This window comes from Photobacterium sp. AWH4_225 (genome assembly GCF_056158405.1).
In genome coordinates, this window is sequence record NZ_JBSWTF010000001.1 from 1,399,410 (window position 1) to 1,418,323 (window position 18,914).

18 protein-coding genes are annotated in these 18,914 nt (G+C 41.3%); 8 read left to right on the plus strand and 10 right to left on the minus strand.

The window, feature by feature from the left end:
* Positions 1-247 precede the first annotated feature (247 nt).
* Positions 248-1,420 carry a GGDEF domain-containing protein gene (locus ACXAD4_RS06790; RefSeq protein WP_475239895.1) on the minus strand — a complete coding sequence of 391 codons (1,173 nt, stop codon included), beginning with the start codon at positions 1,418-1,420 and terminating at the stop codon, positions 248-250.
* A 264-nt stretch (positions 1,421-1,684) separates the two neighbouring features.
* On the opposite strand from ACXAD4_RS06790, the gene ACXAD4_RS06795 reads away from it, so the two are divergent.
* On the plus strand, positions 1,685-2,353 hold the full coding sequence (locus ACXAD4_RS06795) for a hypothetical protein (protein ID WP_475239898.1): 669 nt from the start codon (positions 1,685-1,687) through the stop codon (positions 2,351-2,353).
* Positions 2,354-2,468: 115 nt separating this feature from the next.
* Positions 2,469-2,657 (plus strand): DUF4250 domain-containing protein, encoded by a 189-nt coding sequence (locus ACXAD4_RS06800; RefSeq protein ID WP_044623045.1) that lies wholly within the window; start codon positions 2,469-2,471, stop codon positions 2,655-2,657.
* Between the two features lie 54 nt (positions 2,658-2,711).
* Here the strand turns inward: ACXAD4_RS06800 and metR are convergent, their stop codons facing one another.
* Positions 2,712-3,623, minus strand: a complete 912-nt coding sequence (metR, locus tag ACXAD4_RS06805) for an HTH-type transcriptional regulator MetR (RefSeq protein WP_475239900.1) — start codon at positions 3,621-3,623, stop codon at positions 2,712-2,714.
* 234 nt (positions 3,624-3,857) lie between these two features.
* On the opposite strand from metR, the gene metE reads away from it, so the two are divergent.
* Positions 3,858-6,149, plus strand: a complete 2,292-nt coding sequence (metE, locus tag ACXAD4_RS06810; protein WP_475239903.1) for a 5-methyltetrahydropteroyltriglutamate--homocysteine S-methyltransferase — start codon at positions 3,858-3,860, stop codon at positions 6,147-6,149.
* Positions 6,150-6,220: 71 nt separating this feature from the next.
* On the opposite strand, the gene ACXAD4_RS06815 is transcribed toward metE, so the two are convergent.
* The 3 genes from ACXAD4_RS06815 to ACXAD4_RS06825 all read right to left on the minus strand — a co-directional run bounded on the left by ACXAD4_RS06815 (position 6,221) and on the right by ACXAD4_RS06825 (position 9,438).
* Positions 6,221-6,469 carry a hypothetical protein gene (locus ACXAD4_RS06815; protein WP_475239906.1) on the minus strand — a complete coding sequence of 83 codons (249 nt, stop codon included), beginning with the start codon at positions 6,467-6,469 and terminating at the stop codon, positions 6,221-6,223.
* A 620-nt stretch (positions 6,470-7,089) separates the two neighbouring features.
* Positions 7,090-7,536 carry an META domain-containing protein gene (locus ACXAD4_RS06820; protein ID WP_475239908.1) on the minus strand — a complete coding sequence of 149 codons (447 nt, stop codon included), beginning with the start codon at positions 7,534-7,536 and terminating at the stop codon, positions 7,090-7,092.
* 261 nt (positions 7,537-7,797) lie between these two features.
* Positions 7,798-9,438: a mechanosensitive ion channel domain-containing protein gene (locus tag ACXAD4_RS06825; RefSeq protein WP_475239911.1), complete on the minus strand. Its 1,641-nt coding sequence runs from the start codon at positions 9,436-9,438 to the stop codon at positions 7,798-7,800.
* Positions 9,439-9,843: 405 nt separating this feature from the next.
* On the opposite strand from ACXAD4_RS06825, the gene ACXAD4_RS06830 reads away from it, so the two are divergent.
* Both ACXAD4_RS06830 and ACXAD4_RS06835 read left to right on the plus strand, forming a co-directional pair.
* A complete protein-coding gene (locus ACXAD4_RS06830; protein WP_475239914.1) occupies positions 9,844-10,542 on the plus strand; it encodes a hypothetical protein in 699 nt (232 codons plus the stop codon).
* A 12-nt stretch (positions 10,543-10,554) separates the two neighbouring features.
* Positions 10,555-11,334, plus strand: coding sequence for a hypothetical protein (locus ACXAD4_RS06835; RefSeq protein WP_475239917.1), 780 nt, complete (start codon positions 10,555-10,557; stop codon positions 11,332-11,334).
* 29 nt (positions 11,335-11,363) lie between these two features.
* Here ACXAD4_RS06835 and ACXAD4_RS06840 read toward each other — a convergent pair whose 3' ends face one another.
* A complete protein-coding gene (locus tag ACXAD4_RS06840) occupies positions 11,364-12,368 on the minus strand; it encodes a phage integrase (protein WP_475239920.1) in 1,005 nt (334 codons plus the stop codon).
* Between the two features lie 103 nt (positions 12,369-12,471).
* Between ACXAD4_RS06840 and ACXAD4_RS06845 the strand changes: the two genes are divergently transcribed.
* Both ACXAD4_RS06845 and ACXAD4_RS06850 read left to right on the plus strand, forming a co-directional pair.
* Positions 12,472-13,002: a hypothetical protein gene (locus ACXAD4_RS06845; RefSeq protein WP_475239922.1), complete on the plus strand. Its 531-nt coding sequence runs from the start codon at positions 12,472-12,474 to the stop codon at positions 13,000-13,002.
* Positions 13,003-13,230: 228 nt separating this feature from the next.
* Positions 13,231-14,154, plus strand: coding sequence for a hypothetical protein (locus ACXAD4_RS06850; protein ID WP_475239925.1), 924 nt, complete (start codon positions 13,231-13,233; stop codon positions 14,152-14,154).
* 398 nt (positions 14,155-14,552) lie between these two features.
* On the opposite strand, the gene ACXAD4_RS06855 is transcribed toward ACXAD4_RS06850, so the two are convergent.
* Positions 14,553-14,870, minus strand: coding sequence for a hypothetical protein (locus ACXAD4_RS06855; protein WP_475239928.1), 318 nt, complete (start codon positions 14,868-14,870; stop codon positions 14,553-14,555).
* A 394-nt stretch (positions 14,871-15,264) separates the two neighbouring features.
* On the opposite strand from ACXAD4_RS06855, the gene ACXAD4_RS06860 reads away from it, so the two are divergent.
* A complete protein-coding gene (locus tag ACXAD4_RS06860; protein ID WP_475239931.1) occupies positions 15,265-15,438 on the plus strand; it encodes a hypothetical protein in 174 nt (57 codons plus the stop codon).
* 108 nt (positions 15,439-15,546) lie between these two features.
* Here the strand turns inward: ACXAD4_RS06860 and ACXAD4_RS06865 are convergent, their stop codons facing one another.
* The 3 genes from ACXAD4_RS06865 to ACXAD4_RS06875 are packed head-to-tail and all read right to left on the minus strand — an operon-like array spanning position 15,547 to position 18,909.
* On the minus strand, positions 15,547-16,395 hold the full coding sequence (locus tag ACXAD4_RS06865; protein ID WP_475239933.1) for an SRA domain-containing endonuclease: 849 nt from the start codon (positions 16,393-16,395) through the stop codon (positions 15,547-15,549).
* Positions 16,388-18,301 carry an AAA family ATPase gene (locus ACXAD4_RS06870; protein WP_475239935.1) on the minus strand — a complete coding sequence of 638 codons (1,914 nt, stop codon included), beginning with the start codon at positions 18,299-18,301 and terminating at the stop codon, positions 16,388-16,390. The genes ACXAD4_RS06865 and ACXAD4_RS06870 overlap by 8 nt, the downstream gene beginning before the upstream one ends.
* Entirely contained in the window at positions 18,298-18,909 is a 612-nt protein-coding gene (locus ACXAD4_RS06875; RefSeq protein WP_475239937.1) for a phage repressor protein CI, read from the minus strand. The genes ACXAD4_RS06870 and ACXAD4_RS06875 overlap by 4 nt, the downstream gene beginning before the upstream one ends.
* Positions 18,910-18,914: the final 5 nt, after the last annotated feature.

Below are 18,914 nucleotides of genomic sequence, written 5' to 3' on the forward strand. Positions count from 1 at the left end.
CCGTGGATCAGGAAATGGATAATTCCTTCTATTTTATGCTGGGTAATATGCCACTTTTTGTAAGGGTAATATTTGATCGGTCACACATTTATGAGCGTTCGCGCATTCGAGTGCGCGTAAATGTGATTGTTTGACTGAAAAAGAAACAGTTTTAGCCAGTTCAAGCTATTCGAAAGGCTGCGTAGGTGTATTTATTAAAGGGAAATGACTAAACGAAAGTGTTAAGTGCATATGAGAAAAGAGTGGATTAAGCGATGGCCTTACGCCTTTCGCTCAAAATAGGCATGTAATCGATAGGGTGGTAGCGGCTACAGTCACGGCCTGCGTCTTTGCAATCGTATAGGGCCCTGTCAGCGCGTTCAATCAAAGAGGAGAGGGAATCGTTATCACCATAACTGGAAAGGCCAATGCTGGTGGTAAAGCTGATGGCGGTGCTATCAATACCGGTTTCAACTTCTAATGCGCGAATGCGTGATAGCATTCGCTCAGCAATTCTTTCTGCGTCACAGGACGTACACTTTGGCAGGAAAAGGATAAACTCTTCTCCTCCAAAACGACCAAACAGATCCGTCTTTCGGATATGCTCCTGCATAAAATGAGCAAATTCTTTCAGTACCTTGTCGCCAACGCCATGGCCCCATGTGTCATTGATCCGCTTAAACCGGTCGATATCGAACAACATAACGGAGAAAGGTTGTTCTTTTTGTATGCAGTTGGCCAACTGTTTATCTGCTAGCTGTAACAGCATGCGTCGGTTATATATTCCGGTAAGTGGATCAAGCGTTGCCTGTCGATACAACCGCATTAGCATGTGTAGTTTAGACAACTGGGACCAGACAACCATCAACGCCAATACGTTTTGTAGCCAGTAGCTGGCGATATTCTCTGGGCTAAATAAATGGCCAGATAAGTAGTCAACCAAGAGCTGAGTAAGCGCAGTGACTGCTAGCATACACAAGCTCTCTTTTAGAGTGACAGGCAGAATCGTTAAGATGGCGACATGAATGATTGGCAGTAGGGTGTAGCCATAGACAAAACCGCTATAGACAGTCGGAAAGTCGAGCACCCAAGCGGTATAAAGATAAAACATGTTGATACTGAGCACCATTAAGCCCATGTACCATTGTGCGCGTTTTAACGTTGTATGCCTGTGATTCAGCCATGCGATAGACAGAAGGAAGCTACCCAAGAGTATGCGGGAGCCTGCAATATGAAGATGGGTAGGTTGTGCGAGGAACAACAGATCGAACGGTAGCCATAAGATCACTAAGACACCCCAAACGGAAGATAGCATGGTGATCCTGCTACGTAGGTAGCCGCTTCGGGTATTTTTAAAGCTGGTGGAATGCGCTCGTGCACTCCAAAGATCGGGAATGTATAGCTTGAGAGATTGGAACAGTTGGTGCAGTGATGACGTCATAGCGCTTGTCCTTGCTACATCCTGTTAGTCTTAGATCCAAACCGCTATTGATCTTTGCTCGCAATAAAGCGTTATTATTCCACGTCGGCATTTGATATTCAGTGATGTTGATCCAAAAATTAAGCCACTATTGCCTAGTTTGATTAACATTAAAGAGAGCAAAATAACGACTTAATAAGACGCATAGTGCATTTTCATAGTTGGTATAGAACAGGGTAATTGCTATCATCCACACACTTTGTTTTGCCACATCAAGATAATCCCATGAACGCTGCTTTAATTTTTCTGATCCCCGCTTTATTGGGTGCCCAGCTGATTTTGACCTTGGTACTGACCAAAGGAGAAATCTGCCCGGGCCAAAGGGGAAGGGTACATAAAACTTTACCTGTTCTTCTATTTGGTTGGCTGGTTGTAGCACTGGCCCAGCCTTATGCATTCTTACCGTTGCTTGCTTTGGGTTACTTCACCTTGAAAGTTAAAACGGGCAAAACCCGTGATGCCGGACCATTAAACGTGTTCTACGCAGCGAATGTATTGGCTTTTCTCGTCTGGTTCTCGCTGTTACCGACATTAACGCTACCGGTGGCAGTATTGAGCACGGTCAGCATTGCACTGTTCGGTTCACTGGTTGCCCACATTCTATTGACTCAGGCAAGAACCCGTTTGCAGGCTTTCCACCGCTTGTTACCTTTCGCTGGTTTTATCAGTGCTATGGTGAGTGTACTTTGTTTACTGTGGCTATCTTCTTTACTCGATGAGAGCCAACTCGCATTGCTAACAACCAATGTGGTTGCGTCTTTGGTATTACTGGTCGCTGGGCTGCTCGTATGGTCGATGCACCTGTTAACGGGAAAAACCGTTAACCGTTGGCAATTGGTGGCGGCTGCTGGCATTTTAGTGCTCTCTGCCAACATGCAGGTCGCATTAATTTAATTGCCTGGCCGTTAGACCTAAGCCAGATTGGTGAAATGTGAGGCGGCGCTTTCTCTTTCCGCCTCATTCTGTCTATGCTTACTCATGAGTGAATACTTACCGAGGGGCAGGAAGTATGGAGATTAACAATCTTTTGAACATGGATGGCAACATCGTTCTCGGTATCGTGAATGAGCGATTACGCCTTGAGTGTTCGACAGTCGAAGAGTTGGTCAGCCGCTATGAGCTGGACTTCAACGAATTAAATCAAAAAATGGAAGACTTGGGCTACCATTACGATCCAATCAATAACCAATTCAAATAACATCCGCTCTCTAATTCAGGCTGCAATGATGAAGGTGAATAACACTCACCTTGATTATGCAGCCTTGATTCCTTCCAGGTGTGTTTGGCACTGTTGCTTTGCCGTAGCAAAAAAAGCAGAAAGATAATGGCGTTCTCGCTCTTGGGCTCTGATCGCGGCAAATAAGCGACGCCACAAGCCATCACCAAGCGGTTTGCTGATAATGAGCCCTTGGCGAGCAAAGTCATAAACGGCCCAGTTCGGCAGTGCAGCAACGCCTAGTCCAGCAGAAACCATCTGAATCAGCATCAGGGTATTATCCGCTTGTTTCCAATTGGCTGGCTCAACTCCTGCAGGTTGCATGAAATGTTTTACCACATCTAGGCGGCTACGTTGTACCGGATAACTCAGCATAGTTTCATGGGCTAGATCTTCCGGGGTAATCACTTCTTTTGAGGCCAGTGGTGATTGAGGTGAAACAATCAGGCGCATTTCAAAATCAAACAGCGGCTCGAAATGAATTTCACTTCGAGTTTGGATATCTGAGGTAATAACGAGATCGAGCTCTCCGGCACTCAGTGCTGGCAGTGGCTCGAAACCAAAACCGGATGAGAAGTCTAAAGTGACATTCGGCCAATGGGTCTGGTACTCCTTGAGTGCTGGCATCAGCCATTGGAAGCAGGAGTGGCACTCTATCGCCATATGAAGTCGGCCGTTGGTATCTTCTTTTAAGCTAGCAAGTTCGTGCTCTGCTTGCGCCAGTCGGGGGAAGAGGTCATCGGCAAGGCGCAATAAAATATCACCCTCTGCTGTGAACTTTACAGGGCGAGTTTTGCGCAGGAAAAGCTGGCTACCCAGCCGTTGCTCTAAATCTTTTAGTTGGTGAGACAAAGCTGACTGGGTCAGACACAAGGTAGTGGCTGTCGCGGTTAACGATCCGGTATCTCTCAACACAGTCAGTGTTTTTAAGTGCTTAATTTCAATCAAATCGTTTCCTCATACGTTCCGTGTTCGCGCTATCCCTGTAACGCTGTTTACTGTAACGAGAAAAAATAGCGGTGTAAACATCTAGACGGCCAAATAGTGTTTTATCAATAATTACACAAGTCATTTCATATGAATTTTATTCAAGATAATCATTAGTGATAAGAAATTGCTCATAGTCAGTGGGTGGGTCATTGTTATTCCAACAACGGTAAAGAATGCATGGACGGAACAATAATGACTGTAAAAACAACAACACATATTTTGGGGTACCCGCGAATTGGCAGCCAGCGAGAACTAAAGTTTGCTCAGGAAAAGTACTGGCGCGGGGAGATTTCGCAGGCAGAACTGAAGGAAGTCGGTAGTCTGCTTCGTCATCGCCACTGGGGAGAGCAAGCAGGATCAGGGCTTGATGTCGTTACTGTTGGTGATTTTGCTTGGTACGACCATGTGCTTGGTACCAGTATGCTGCTTGGTCACTTGCCAAAGCGCCACCGTAGTGGTTTTCCTGATCTTGATACACTGTTTCGGGTTGCGAGGGGCAAAGCGCCAACTGGCTGTGCGTGTGCAGCATCTGATATGACCAAATGGTTCTATACCAACTATCACTACATTGTGCCTGAGTTCAGCGCCGACGATGAATTCAACGTCAGCTGGCCGCAACTGTTCGAAGAAATCGCTGAAGCCAAGCAAGCTGGCCATAAAGTGAAACCTGTACTGTTGGGGCCTGTTTCTTATCTATGGCTGGGAAAAGAAAAAGAGCAAGGCTTTGATAGGCTTTCTTTATTGCCAAGACTGCTGGCGGCGTATCAGCAAATTCTAACTAAACTGGCAAACCTCGGTGTTGATTGGGTACAGATTGATGAGCCAGTACTGGCGCTTGAGCTTCCTAAAGAGTGGCGAAATTCATTTAAAATTGCTTATCAGGTGCTCCATGGAGCACCAAAACTCTTGCTGACGACGTATTTTGATAACATTACTCATCATTTGGACGTGATCACCGGACTGAAAGTCGATGGCCTTCATGTGGATGTCTCGGCAGCGCCTGAACAACTGGAAGAAGTGGTGCAGCATTTACCTGAAGGCTGGGTGTTATCGGCTGGCGTAGTCAATGGACGAAACGTCTGGCGGGCAGATCTCAGTGCTCTGCTGGAAAAACTACAACCGGTCAAGGCTCTACTAGGAGATCGCCTCTGGCTAGCTTCTTCGTGCTCATTGCTTCATAGCCCGATGGACTTGGACTTGGAAACTGAGCTTGAGCCTGAAGTGCGCCAGTGGTTGGCGTTTGCCAAGCAAAAATGTCGTGAGTTGACCTTGTTAGCACAGGCCATTGATGGCCATGAGATCGCGATTGAAGAGTGTGCTCGTTACAGCGCGCCGATCAAAGCACGAGCAACCAGTGCAGTAGTTAATAATGAACAGGTTCGCCAGCGAAGTGAAGCCATTACCGATGCTCTGGCAGAGAGAAAATTGCCTTACCAAGAGCGTGCTCGCCTACAGCGTCAGTCATTAGGGTTACCGCTGCTGCCAACAACAACCATTGGTTCCTTCCCGCAAACCAGCGAGATTCGCACCCAACGAAGGGACTTCAAAGCAGGGCGGTTGGACGAGCAAGCTTATGTCAATGCCATGCAGGGGCATATCGACGATGCGATTGAGCGCCAGAACAAGCTTGGCCTGGATGTCTTGGTTCATGGCGAAGCTGAGCGTAATGACATGGTGGAATACTTTGCTGAGCTGCTTGAAGGTTTTGCCGCGACTCGCTTTGGTTGGGTACAAAGTTATGGCTCTCGATGTGTGAAACCTGCCGTGATTGTGTCTGATATTTATCGTGCTGAGCCAATGACAGTTTCTTGGGCGCAGTATGCTCAATCACTAACGGAAAAGCCTGTAAAAGGTATGCTGACAGGTCCTGTGACAATCTTGGGATGGACATTTCCGCGGGAAGATCTAAGTCGCGAAGCGATTGCTAATCAGATAGCACTGGCTTTGCGAGATGAAGTGGCCGATCTGCAAGACAAAGGTATCAAGATTATCCAGATTGATGAGCCTGCGATCCGTGAAGGAATGCCACTTAAGGCAAGCCACTGGCAGACATATCTCGATTGGGCCGTTAAAGCCTTCAAGATTTCTGCCGCCAGCGCGGAGCCGCAAACCCAGATCCACACCCATATGTGTTACAGCGAGTTCAATGACATGATTGAGTCAGTCGCCGCTTTGGATGCTGATGTGATCACCATTGAGACTTCCCGTTCTGATATGGAGTTACTCAAAGCTTTCGAGGCCTTTGATTACCCGAATGAGATTGGTCCTGGGGTTTATGATATCCACTCTCCAAACATACCTTCGGTAGAGCAGATCGTTGAACTGGTAGAAAAGGCAGAAGCGAAAATACCGGCTGAACGTTTATGGATAAATCCTGATTGCGGATTGAAAACGCGGAGTTGGGAAGAAACCGAAGCAGCCCTAACAAACTTGGTTGAAGCGGCGAAATTACTGCGACAGCAGTATCAATCGAAAGCTGTATAAGGTCATTGATGTGTAGTGCTGCTAATGCGTGAAGTAAAGCCCCTGTGATGTCTCTCAGGGGCTTTGACGTGTTAAGAGCGACCTTTTATGTCATCGAAGCTAGGCTTGTAGTCCGACTTGCTATATTTGGTCTTCAGCTTAGGAAAGTGGGTACGATCATTTTGGCCCTGAAGTTGTTCGCTGTTTGGAACATAATTGGACGGTTTATATTCAACATGCTGCTTTGACACTTCACTATTGTCATTACGACCTTGTAGCTCATAAGCAACAGCCGAATTGGCAAGAAATAATCCAGCAATAATTAATGCGATATTTTTCATGGCAGCCTACCTTAGCAAGAGTGAAAACGTGTAACGTGTCACAGTTATTATCTTAGATGATAAAAATTCGCTATAGGCATGATTTACAAAACTTTAAGTTAATAACTTATCAGCAAGGCTTAATTGATAACATATTATATAGTTTTTGATAGTGGTATCAGTTATATGTAACTTATTGAAATGGTTTGTGGATTAATCAATTTAATAAGGAAGGTATGAAGCTTGAGTATGTATGTCTGACAAGAAATTAAAGTTTTGTGAATTAATGGTTTTGACATATACCCAAGCTATTTCAAGATGCAGGTTCAGCGAGAATTTATAAGCTTATAGACAAGGCATTGTTTTGAAGAACTAGTGGCTCTAAATCAAGAAACAATAACGCGGTATAGAAGCTTAGAAAACTCGCCCTTCGGGAGGGTGTCAGCCCATTCACTCCTTCGTAGAAGCTTTTTGAAAGGGAATGCCATTCCTGCAAACCTTCGCCTTGCATGAATGCGCTGACAACCCTCTGAATCCTGCACCTTGAGGTAACTTGGGTATATACCAGAGTTAACTAAAAGTAGTTATTTATAAAATAATACTCCTGCAAATTGCAGGAGTATTAAATCATGATTGGTTGTTTACTCAGCTTCGGTGCGTGTGAAAGTCAGCGTATGTTCTGTACCGGCTAGCGTTAGCTGGTTGCCTGCTACTGTGGCTGTGCTCCAGTCCATTAGCGTTGCGCTCATCACTCGCTCAAGCTCCATCGCAGGCTCTGGACAAGCCATCATGGTCATGCCCATTTTTTCGATGCGAAGCTTGCCTTCGTTCAGCTCAGCTTGTCCGAAGTAACGGTTACAGCCAGCATGGCCGTTGGCACCGAGATCAGAAGATAGCTGAAGGTTAGGGGCTTTGAATGGTTCCGCAATTTCAAGTGCATTACCGTCAACTTTGTTGAGCACCCAGTTGTAAGAAGCAAGATCAGTATTCGTAATCATAGCGGTAGTCGGCTCGCTTACAGTGTTTGATGCACAAGCGGCAAGAATGACAGGTACGGCCAAAGCTGCAAGAAAACGTTTCTTCATCATCATAAATTCCCAGAAGTCTTTATAACTGTCTAGCCAAGTATTATTCCCCTGAATACATAAGCTAGAGAATTAATTGTACGTTGTTTTTTATCTTGTTTTACAATATATATCAGATTTTGGTGTGAGGGAATATAAAAAATCACACTAAACCTTAACTATATTCAGGATTGGTTATGTTTTAGTCCATAGAAAAAACATAAACACTAAACAAGATAGTAGTTTATACGACCCAAAAAGAAAAAATGTTAAGCCTGCGTCAGTTTAACCTTCATCCTTTTTTATCATATGAAGATGAACATCTTGTTGTGGGAACGGGATAGATATGCCTTCCCTGTCAAAGCGCATTTTAACTTCTCGGGTCACATCCCAGTAGACATCCCAATAGTCCTCTGTTTTAACCCAGGGACGAACGATGAAATCGACAGAGGAGGAATTGAGTACATGCAGCTTGATGGTTGGTTCGGGTGAGCGCAGCACCATTGGGTGATCAGCTAAAATAGCTTCCAATACTTTTTCTGTTTTCTCTACGTCGTCACCATAGCCAATACCAAATACCATATCGACCCGTCTAACTCTTTCGTGGGTAATATTCTTTATCGTGTCTCCCCATATTTTACTGTTCGGTACGATAAGGATTTGGTTATCAAACGTCTTGATGGTAGTGCTGACTAAACTCATATGACTAACTTTTCCCGAGGTTCCGCCGGCTTCGACAAAATCGTCGACATCGAACGGGCGGTAAATCAGCAGCATCATACCGGATGCAAAGTTAGACAAGGTATCCTGTAGGGCAAAGCCGATAATCACACCCGCCACACCGAAACCGGTCAGAACGGGAGCGAGGTTCAGTCCTATTTGCGATAGGGCAATCAGGATACCGATACACAACACGGTGTTGCCACTTATAGAGATGAAGAAGTCTTTCATTAACTGCGACATCCGCAACGTTGGCGAAGACACCGCGCGGGTAACAATACGCCGGGTGATATTCTTGAAGATTTTGAAGATAAAGATGATGACCAGAAACACAAACAGTTTGAACAAGGCAGAAGGCGTATTTTGTGCTAAATAGTCTCGGAAGTCTTTCAAACCGTCAGAAAGTAATGACCAAAGCACTTTTATATCAAGGAGCTCATTGGTTAGATTACCGGACACAACGAACAACTGTTTGGTGTAGTCGGTGGTGTCTAAGCCCATCTTGTTAGCAAGATCGACAATAAACTGTAGCCCTTCAATATCACCGACGACCTGGCGTTGGGCATGAATGTATTGGAGTTGAAGCGAAGCTTTCTCTTCTTCGGTTGCTGATCTTAGTTGGCCTGCCAGCATATTTTCTTGTTGGTTATCGAACGAGAGTTTGGCTGATAGAAAATCTAGCCTTTGATCAATTTCTTTTATCAGGGCTTCTTTGCTTTCTTCATCCGGCTTTCCCATTAACTCTAGCCAGCCAAAATTTGTCCATTGTTCGCCAAGAATCGTGTGATAAAAAGCGGTTGTTTCATGAAGGGTCTTTTGGATTATCAGTTTTTGCTCTTGGTCGGCACTATCGAGATCTTTTTGTAGTTTGGTAACCTGCTCGGCAAGAAAATCAATGGCGAGGGTGAGGTACTCGATCTGATCGTTAACAAAGCCGATGACCCTAGCAGTATTTTCTTCGGTTCGGTTGTTGATCAGTTTTTGTAGCTCAGCGCGGATATCCTCATTCTTATTTAGCATCTGCATATCAATGATGCTTTTGGCGGTGCCGGTTTTATCCAGTGACTCCTTGTAGAGCTCTCCCATCTCCGCTTCCATCTGCTCTATCTTGGCAAACTCATCGGGTTTGGGCTCGGGGGCTTGCTCGGCCTCTTCGGCAAAGGAGAGTAGGGAGAAGAAAAGGGTGAAGACAACTAGCCAGCGCATAGACGACAGACTCCGAGAGATAGCTACGTAACAATAAACATAGAGATCAAACGGGTCGGTGCTGGCTTAAATTCTGGAAAATGAGAAAGAAACTAGGGGGAGGGTACAGATAAAAAAAGGCCCCCTACATGAGGGGGCAATATTTACCATCGCTAGTATTAGCGATTTTTGATAAATCCAATAAAATCAATACCTTGTGAGTCTTATCAATGACTTAGATAACCTCTAATTGTGCTATTTTCAGCAATTTACGACGTGTTTTTTCTTCTCTGTCGCCATTTTGTCGCCAAAAGTAACAGACAGATGAAACAAGGGATTTAAATGGTGTAAGTAAATTAAGACATCAGTGTGCTTAAAAGCATGTATCTTTAAGTTACATACAACCCTTAATATTAACGCCCCATTATGATTAATTATCTATATTTCATAACACTTCTTATAGTTGTTGGATGTTCGAGTGATATTCCTATCCCTAGAGATACCGAGTACCAGGTAGAGAAAACAAATCAAAGGTTAGAGAAGATTATTAATAGTTATGATTTCGATTATAAGTATCGAGAGAATTCTGATATAGCAATATTCCTTGATGATAATAATAAATACTACTTCGTAAAGTCAGGAGAAAATTTAAATTCAATTCTTAATAATAGTAAGTATCTAATTGAAAAAAATATAAATGAAAACTGGCTAGTTTATTACCTTAGAAAGGATAAAAGATTAAAGCCGGAAATATACTTAATGAAAGAATTATGGAATGATTATACTACAGTTGAGATGCAAAAGTCTTCAATTGATATGATTAAAAAAGAGATGACAAAAATTGAAAGTTCAATAGAAGAAATTAATCATGTTCTGAAGTTGTCACAAAAAGAAAAGGAAATTATTGATAGTGCCTTATTTAATACTGTTCAACTGTCATTATTTAACAGCTTAATGTTGGAGGAGAATGCAGAGGTGTTGTATGAGGTATCTAATAAGTTAAATACCCTATCATCAGATTTAAACTTACTCAAGGAGAAAAGTGATACTAATACTGAAGCCTACCAAAGTGCTGTAAATGAAATTATTGGTGAGATTCAAAGAATAAATAATAAATTGAAGTGATCTTGGTACGTTATGAAAAATTATCGTGATATAAATTTTAGATTCTTAGTTTATATGTCATTTCTATTAACCTCATCAATATCAGTAAGTGAGGTTGATATTAATGATGAAATCTATGAATGGAGTAAGCTTCGTGATGAAATTAAAGAAACCATTGATCACCGGAAGGTACTCACAAAAAAAATTTATGGGGGAACCTTACAGCAACAGATGAAAGAATTAGAAAGGGATTTAAAAAAGGAACATCAAAATTTAACACTAAGTGCATTAAAAGCTATACGGAAGAGCCTAAAACAAAAAAATACAGATAAATTAGAAGATGCATTAGATGCTGTAAACTCCTACAAAAAGATGTTGGAAATACAAGATAAGCAATTACAGCTTATGTCTGAGCCGAACAGTAAGCTTAATAAAGTACTAAAAGAAACAAGAGTTCTAACTCAGATGTTACATGATATCAATGTTCATATAGTATATTTATTATCTGAACAGGTGAAATTGAGTGAGGGAATTAACATTAATACATCTGTTATTAGTGAAATTGTTGGTGAATTTGAAAGTAATATAGATAGAGAAAATGAACGTAGAGAAAATGAACGTAAAGAAAAAGAAAAAGAAAAAGAAAAAGAAATAGATTTTTTACCAGAGAGATCAGAGAGACCAGAAAAACCAGAGAAACCAGAGAAACCAGAGAAACCAGAGAAACCAGAGACACCAGAGACACCAGAGACACCAGAGACACCAGAGACACCAGACTTACCTGATGGACCAACTATACCGAGACCTGGGTAATTATTTTTTTCAATGAAAAATATTCAAAGTTAAATATAATTTAGAGGATTTTTCTTCACTGCATCTTGCAGGTGATCGGGCGAGAAGTGGCTGTAAACCATGGTCTGTTTTATGTCGCGATGACCTAGGATTCGTTGCAGCACCAAGATGTTTCCGCCGTTCATCATAAAGTGGCTAGCGAAGGTATGGCGAAGCACGTGGGTAGCCTGTCCTTTGGGGAGTTCAGGAAAGCATTTTCGTAATCGCATATAGACAGGGAAGTAGTTAACAGAGAAAAGAGGGCCATTACCAGGCTTGTGGATAGCATCGTACAGTTCGGGTGAGATAGGCACGGTACGATTACGCTTCCCTTTGGTATTGGTGAAAGTGATTTTGTACTTGGAGAGTTGCGAACCTTTGAGGTTTGCCGCTTCCATAATGCGAGCTCCCGTAGCCAGACAAACCTTTATTACATTGGACATGTCTTCCGCATTGTTCTGGGTGCCAACGTAAGCGAGAAGAGTACGAATTTCCTCGTGTGAAAGAAAAGTAAGTTCACGTTCATCGGAACGAATTTTCTTAACTTCAGCAAATGGGTTAGACAGCGGCCATTCCTTGATTCGAATGAGTTCGTTGAACACCGCCTTTAATAGAGTTAGTTCCAAGTTTTGAGTTTCGGCTGCAACAGGGCGTCCATCCCCCATCAGGATGTTGGTACGGTTCGCCCGGTACTCGGTGTAATCCTTCGCTTTGCATTTGGCTGCAATAGGGTTGCCCATTTGGCGGCACATGTTGTTCAGTATTTTGAGGTACAACTTACCGGTTTTGATGTTCTTACCGTGGTAGTGATACCAAAGCTCAATGAGGTCAGATAGTCGGCGCTTGTCGTCCGCAGTACCAAGCCAAGGTTTATCTTCAGCTTCACGAAACGTAAAGCGCTCAAAAGCAGTGGCTTCCCCTTTAGTCGCGAACTTCTTTCTTACTCGTTTCCCTTGTCGACCATGTGGGTAGCATTCACATAGCCACGTTCCATCTCTTTGTTTTCTAACTGACATAAGCTAAAATACTGTTTTAATATACAGTATTATTTTGCTATGATATTCATGTTGTTGCAATGTTTTATTTTTTACATACAAACAAATGAATTTTGAGGATCAGATGGAAACAACCTTAACAACACATAAGAAATTAATAACTCTTGCTGTTATTTCATTCGTAGCCATGATTGCGGCTTTCTTCTTTAAAATTCAATTTTTAGCTAGTCCAGCACTGGTAGCATTCTTTATGTGCATCTTATTTTGGGTTTGTGAACTCCGAACAGATCAGCTTTGGAAAGGTTTTCTATTAATCTTAATGGGTGCATTTTTTAGTGAACTACTCGAAGCTTTACCGCACTTAGTGCCTGCAACATTTTTTGACTTTAAGAGAGTCAGCGATCTTTTAGCTAGCGTGGCGCCTGTTATGTTTTACGGTGCAGGTGGTAGTGTTATTGGCACATATGCTTTGAGAACAACGAAGGAAGAAATTGACAAGGAAAACAGCCGAAAAAGTGTCGTTTTGTTTGATAAAAACTATCGAATTCAGCAACTGGAAGAAAAAGTCGGTAGTTTTAAAACAAAACTAAACATTCTAATCGGAGCGATTTTCTTGCAATTCTTGCTAGTTGCCACATTGCTTTACTTCCGGTAGTTCTAATGCTCTTTATAGTTAATATATTGGGGGTAAGAAGCTCTCATAATTGGTTTTTCTTTAGGGTGTTATCCTACGTTAACATACCAGTATGGCTAGCCGGATACATTCTTATTTGTTAGTAGAAATGTATTGCAAATCGTGATGAAAAATTATTTTAATTATCTAAATACAAGAACTTAATATAATATCTATTCATTTTTATAATCAAGTGTTTGAATAAATAAAATGAATAATTTTCTTGTGGCAATCTGTTTAATTTTCTCATCTTCAATGGCGTTAGCATCGGATAATGTCACTAAGTCTTTTAACAAAGAGACGGGTGTTATCGAGTGGTCGGTGTCAGATAGGCGAGTGTTTACTCTTGATGCGTACTGTAATATTGATAGACCTTATTCTTCATCAGATTATGCTTTTAGCTGGGTAGACAAGATGTATTCGTTTGTATTTGGATGGGAGGAGAAATACACCCTTTCATGTAACCCAAGCATCCGTTCAAAACATACCTATGAAGACAAGGCATACTTCTATGCGTTTAACGGAAAAGAGATTGATCGCAACCAGTATTACAATAGTTATGCGCCTCAGCATTACCTTAGTGGCTTTCACTCTAGTGAACAGGAATTGGGTCTATTTTTAGAATCTGAGAAGCAGGGTGAGTCGATTGCCTTGCATATGGAGAGCAAGGAGACCGTTTTTGATTCTGGGCTGGCGATGAACGAGATGGGCAGACTTGAGAAGAGAGTTGAGGCTCGTTGGATACCAGTGCGAGAGATTGATGCAACTATTGACCCATCAGGCGCAGCTGAGGCACTAAACATCCAAATGACTCTTGCTAAAGCCAAGCATGAAGCACTGAATCATGAAGTTTACGTAAAAAATAAAAATGGGCTGATTGCAAAGTTGCTAGTTTTGGCGTCCATATTGTTGGTGGTTTTCTTGATGCGTGGAATCATCCTGCGAACCGTTAAGGCTTTGTGGAGCTTTATGGTTGGGGTTGTTTTTTTTGTAGTTGGCATCGTGATTGGTTTGTTCAGATTGCCATTCGCACTTCTAAGGGTGGTGCAGCGCCACCGGATTCAGAGAATTATTGTTGAGGAAGAAATCAGAGCCGAAGCAAGAGCGAATGCTGAAGCCAAATACAAAAAATGATTAGATGATTGATTCTTTCGCGTTACCATTCTTCGATAAATAGTTCAGCAAAAGTGTTGAGCTATTATCTAATATTGCCCTGCATTAGTGGCAGGGCTTTTCTGTATAGTTATTGATTTCACCCCAGAAGATTTTAACTGTCATGTAGCTACCATCTAATGTGAACTCGACTTGATTCATTGTTCCCCTGAGGATGTTATGCCTCTAATATCAATGTAATTGATGTTATTGGTCAATATTGAAAAGTGTGCAATAACCCGAAAATCACATGAAATCATTACTACTTCTGGCATTTGGCTGCTTCTATCAAGTTAGACTAAGGGGGCAAATATGATCAGATGGATTTTAAAAATGCTTGGTAGAAATGAAGAATGGTTGGTGTCTGAGTGTGGGCTGTATCAGGTGAGTGTTGATGGACGAGCGATATTGGTGGCGTAATAATGAAGATGATATTTTTGCTGCTTTCCATCGTTCTTTCGGCCAACGTGCTTGCTCAAGAAGTCGCCTGGACAGGCATGAAAACAGACAAGCTGATTGCCATAAGTGAGCAAGGCGATAAGGGCTTCCAGTACGCGATGCTCTATATTCTTGGCGTTGTCGATGGCATGGAAGGGCAGAGGGTTATAAACCAAGAAGTACCCTGCAGGTTTGAGGTTGTTACTACCAATCATGACATAGCCAGTAAAGTACTGGAAACTTTGAAGCAACTGGGTCATCAACAAGAACCTGCGGGTAAACTAGTGATTCATGCTTATATCAAATCGTACTGTGAAGACTTGATGTATGAGTGAAAAAAATTTGCGTAACAGGCTTTATCGAACTAAAGTCACTAATGAGTAAGGTTTAGTATCGCTGAACCAATCTTTCAAATGCAAAATATATTTTTATTAATAAAGAGTACATTGCATTCCTGCCTATTTCTCTTAAGGCTTTTTACTAGATACATTAGCGGCACGATACTCTCCGCGTGATAAACCAGAATAGATAATTATTGGTATTTTTTTCGCTTGCATAATGCAGGTGTTCTCATGCTACATGAGGTTTATGTGGCGGCCATATATTGCTTGTATAGCAATATTAAATCTAAGGTGGAATTACGGTGGAGTTATCATGATTCAATTCGTTTTTTTGTCAAAAGTAACAGCAGAAGCTTTAACATTTATTGGTGGTGTCCTTATTGGGGCAACTACATACCATGTCATTAAAGATGCGACTGATAAGGAAACAGCGCAGGTAATAGGTAAGCACGCTAGAAGATATCTACCTAAAAAAGGGAGGAAGTAATATGAATTTTCTATTACTGTCTATCGCAATAGTTATCGGTTATGAAATCGCTTCCGATTTAGATAATGACTAGCTTTAACTCAAAGAAAAATAAGCCGCTTTCGCGGCTTATTTTTCTATATGGCTAAGCTTTTCAATCAGACTGTTGTTGTACTCAGTTGCATCGGTAGAGTAGTGGGCTCGTCGGTGGCAGTTGGGGCAAACAGCAATCACGTTTTTAGGGTGATCGGGGCCGCCGTCAGCTAGGCGATGAACATGGTGCGGTTCAAGGTAAGGACCTTTCTTAGTTTTAAATGGTGCATCGTCGCCACAGCCTTCACATTTACCACCAGATCTTGCTAGAACATAGGCTTTCAATGCTTCCGAACGGTAGTAGTTAACAACTTTTCGCTCAGATTCCGAAGAAGTTTTAGGTGATGTTTGAAGCGCAGCTTCTCGCAAATCTTCTAGTGATTTTAGCTTACGAAGTTTTTTCTTAACTTCCTTGGTTGCCTTATCACTTTCAACTTCTGACGTTAGGCTAGTTGGTTCTATGACTGCTTCATCAGAGCTCTTCATCATAAGGTGGAAAACAAAAGCATTACGCATATTGCCTTCGCGGTCAGGCTTCTGTTCCTCGTGATAGCCAATGCACTCGGCTTCGCCGTTGTAGCGAACGTAAGCTTTCTTCACGTACTCGAAAACATGAATAATGCGGCCAGTTTTCCCACTATCGCGAATAGCCTTGTTACCGCGGACCATTTCCATATCACCGACTTGGCCTTCACCGGTGTAATGAAAAATGCCTTCTTCTGTGAAGTGGTCAGCATATCCATGTTGCTCACCACCATCACCAGTAAAGATGAAAATGACATCGAAATCAGATGGGGTAGAGATTCCACCCTGGGCTTGGCCTTTATAAGGTCCATGAATTTCAGATTTTCGGTGGTAAATTTTACCAACTATTAAATCAGCCATGATTGCTCCTTAAAATATGATCATAAATACGTTCACAGACTTTAGTTATTTCAGGAGTCAGTTCCCAATCTTCACTTTCATTCATTAGGCGAACCGCTATACGGCATAGCTTAATTTTATCTTTTATTGTTCCGCTCTTATCTTTAAAGAATCTGCGTTCCGTAGGGTGATTATTTACAAATCCTTCAAGGTAACAGCCGATACCTTTATCACTTCCATAGTCGCTTTGTTTAATTGCTTCTTGGTTAAATGTGGCATCTACTTTTAATTTGAATGTATTCCACAACTCTTCACTTGCTTTTTTTAAAATCGATTCTGGGATATAGTTCTCAATTTCTTTGAAATCGAGAAGCATAAAACTATCGCCAAGAGCATCTTTTAGCTCCTGAACTCTTTTTCCTTTACTCTGAATATCTCCGTCAGCAAGTAAAAAAGCTTTTGCGCAAAGTTTAGGTGCCGATGTGGCTTCATCATTGATGTTTTCATTATCACCAAAATACCAATGGGTGATATTGCTACCTTGGTATTCAGTGAAAATATAGTGGAGATTCTCTTTAAAGCTATATAAGTTATCAGCTTCTTCTTTATGTGTAGCTTTTAGCTCATCAATATACTTTTTCATATAAGCTCGTAAATAAAGCTTATCTGTCACACCTTCAACCCAGATTGAGCTGTTTGCGAGTAGAACTGAAGATGCTCGAACCCCTAAATCGTCAAGTAGTTCTGTATCTTTTGCAAGACTGTCCACGCAGGTTTTAAACTTACCATCACTCTGTTTTTCTTGGAATACTCGTTGTATCGAAACATCATTACGCTCCTGGGCGAGATCTACAAAATGATTGGAGTGAGTTGAAATAAAAAATTGATGTTCTTTTTGAGATGCGAGTGCTTCAATTAATGTTCGTTGAAAACCGGCATGTAAATGAGTTTCAGGTTCTTCTATGAAAAATTGTGTTGGTTCGCTAGCAGTAAAAACAGGGAAGGTAATTATTATTATTGTTTGAAGACCATCACCCAAATCATAGATTGGTCTCTCATCAGCATCACCGATTTTTATACTAACAACATCTCTCCCTTTAATTGGGCTTAATGTTATTTTTTCATGGTTGAAGAAATTATTGGAAAGGTATTTTTCATAGAATTCGAGTTTACTTCTAGAATTATGTCCGCCCATGAGTAATTCGATTAAATCAGAGTAAATACTATATCCGGTGAAGATGGTGTATTTTTTGCAATTAGATTTTCCACTATTACTAACTTTAATCTCATCTTTCTTGTATTGACTACAAACTAAATTATAGTCTTCTACAGTACGCACAAGTTTCAAATCATTTTCATCGCTATCTGATTTATTTAATGGCCTTAGACCTCGGAGGATAGGTATGTAGCACTTATTAAAATTATCTTCGTGAAGGTTTAAAAATTTATACTCAACTTTATTTTCTAAATTTCCATAAATTTCATTATAAAGCCTCTCAGCCAGGTCTTGGCTAATTCCTGGTTGAGATAAAAATTCATTTATTTCATTATTTATCTCACTGTTTTCATTGCGGTCGTATAAATCATTGATACTATTTGCTAGATATAAAGCTTCATCATTTAGTGTAGTTTCATAAAAAGGATCAGGGTGTTGATATTCATTGTCATGAAGAGAACTTATATTTTCTCTGATCTCATTAACATAAGATCTTATGTTTAAGTTATCTGACCCAATTGAGACATCTTTTGAGTTATAGATATATCGAATTAATCGACTCTTTCCACTATTGTTCGTCCCAATGAAAAAATTAAGAGGGCTTAGGTTTGAAAGTGATTTACTTGTAGATGATTTATTGATAAATCCATTATCTTTAAAGTCTTTAATTATTATATTGTTGATGTAATGAGAAAGAGGAGAGTTAGTCATTTATTACTCCCTAAGAAAAGTAAAGCCTTACCCAAAACCTCAATCTGCTGATCTTCAACTTCAACATCTTTCCCGTTGAAGTTCATAAACATCTTGCCATTAGGCATACGATGTAACTCGTTAATAGTGGTCAACTCTGAAAAGGACACTAAATACTCACCACTAATTACCTTCGTATTGCTCGTATCAACAAACAACTTCTTCCCTTCATGCTCGACCAGCATCAAGTGTTCAGCATCAGGCATTCCTTCCAGGAACTGGGGATCAAAGAACATCTTGCCTTTATCTAGCAATTCACCGTTCTCTAGCTTGAAGTAGGGTAGCTCAACCTTGTCATTTGAAATGCTTGGTTCGCTTACTTCAAAAACCTCACCCTTGCCAAACAATAGCCATTGTAAGGACACTCCAAGCTTCAAATGAATTCTAACTGCAATCTCAAATGGAGTTTGATTGCGACTGTGCCAGGTAGATATCGTAGCTTTAGGAATATTTAAAGACTCTGCCAAAGTTTGAAAGTCTTTTACATTCATAACTTTAAGCAATCTATCGGTTACATCGCGCCCGCCTTGGTATTCAAAAGCGAATAATTTCTCTTGATCTGATTTCATATGTC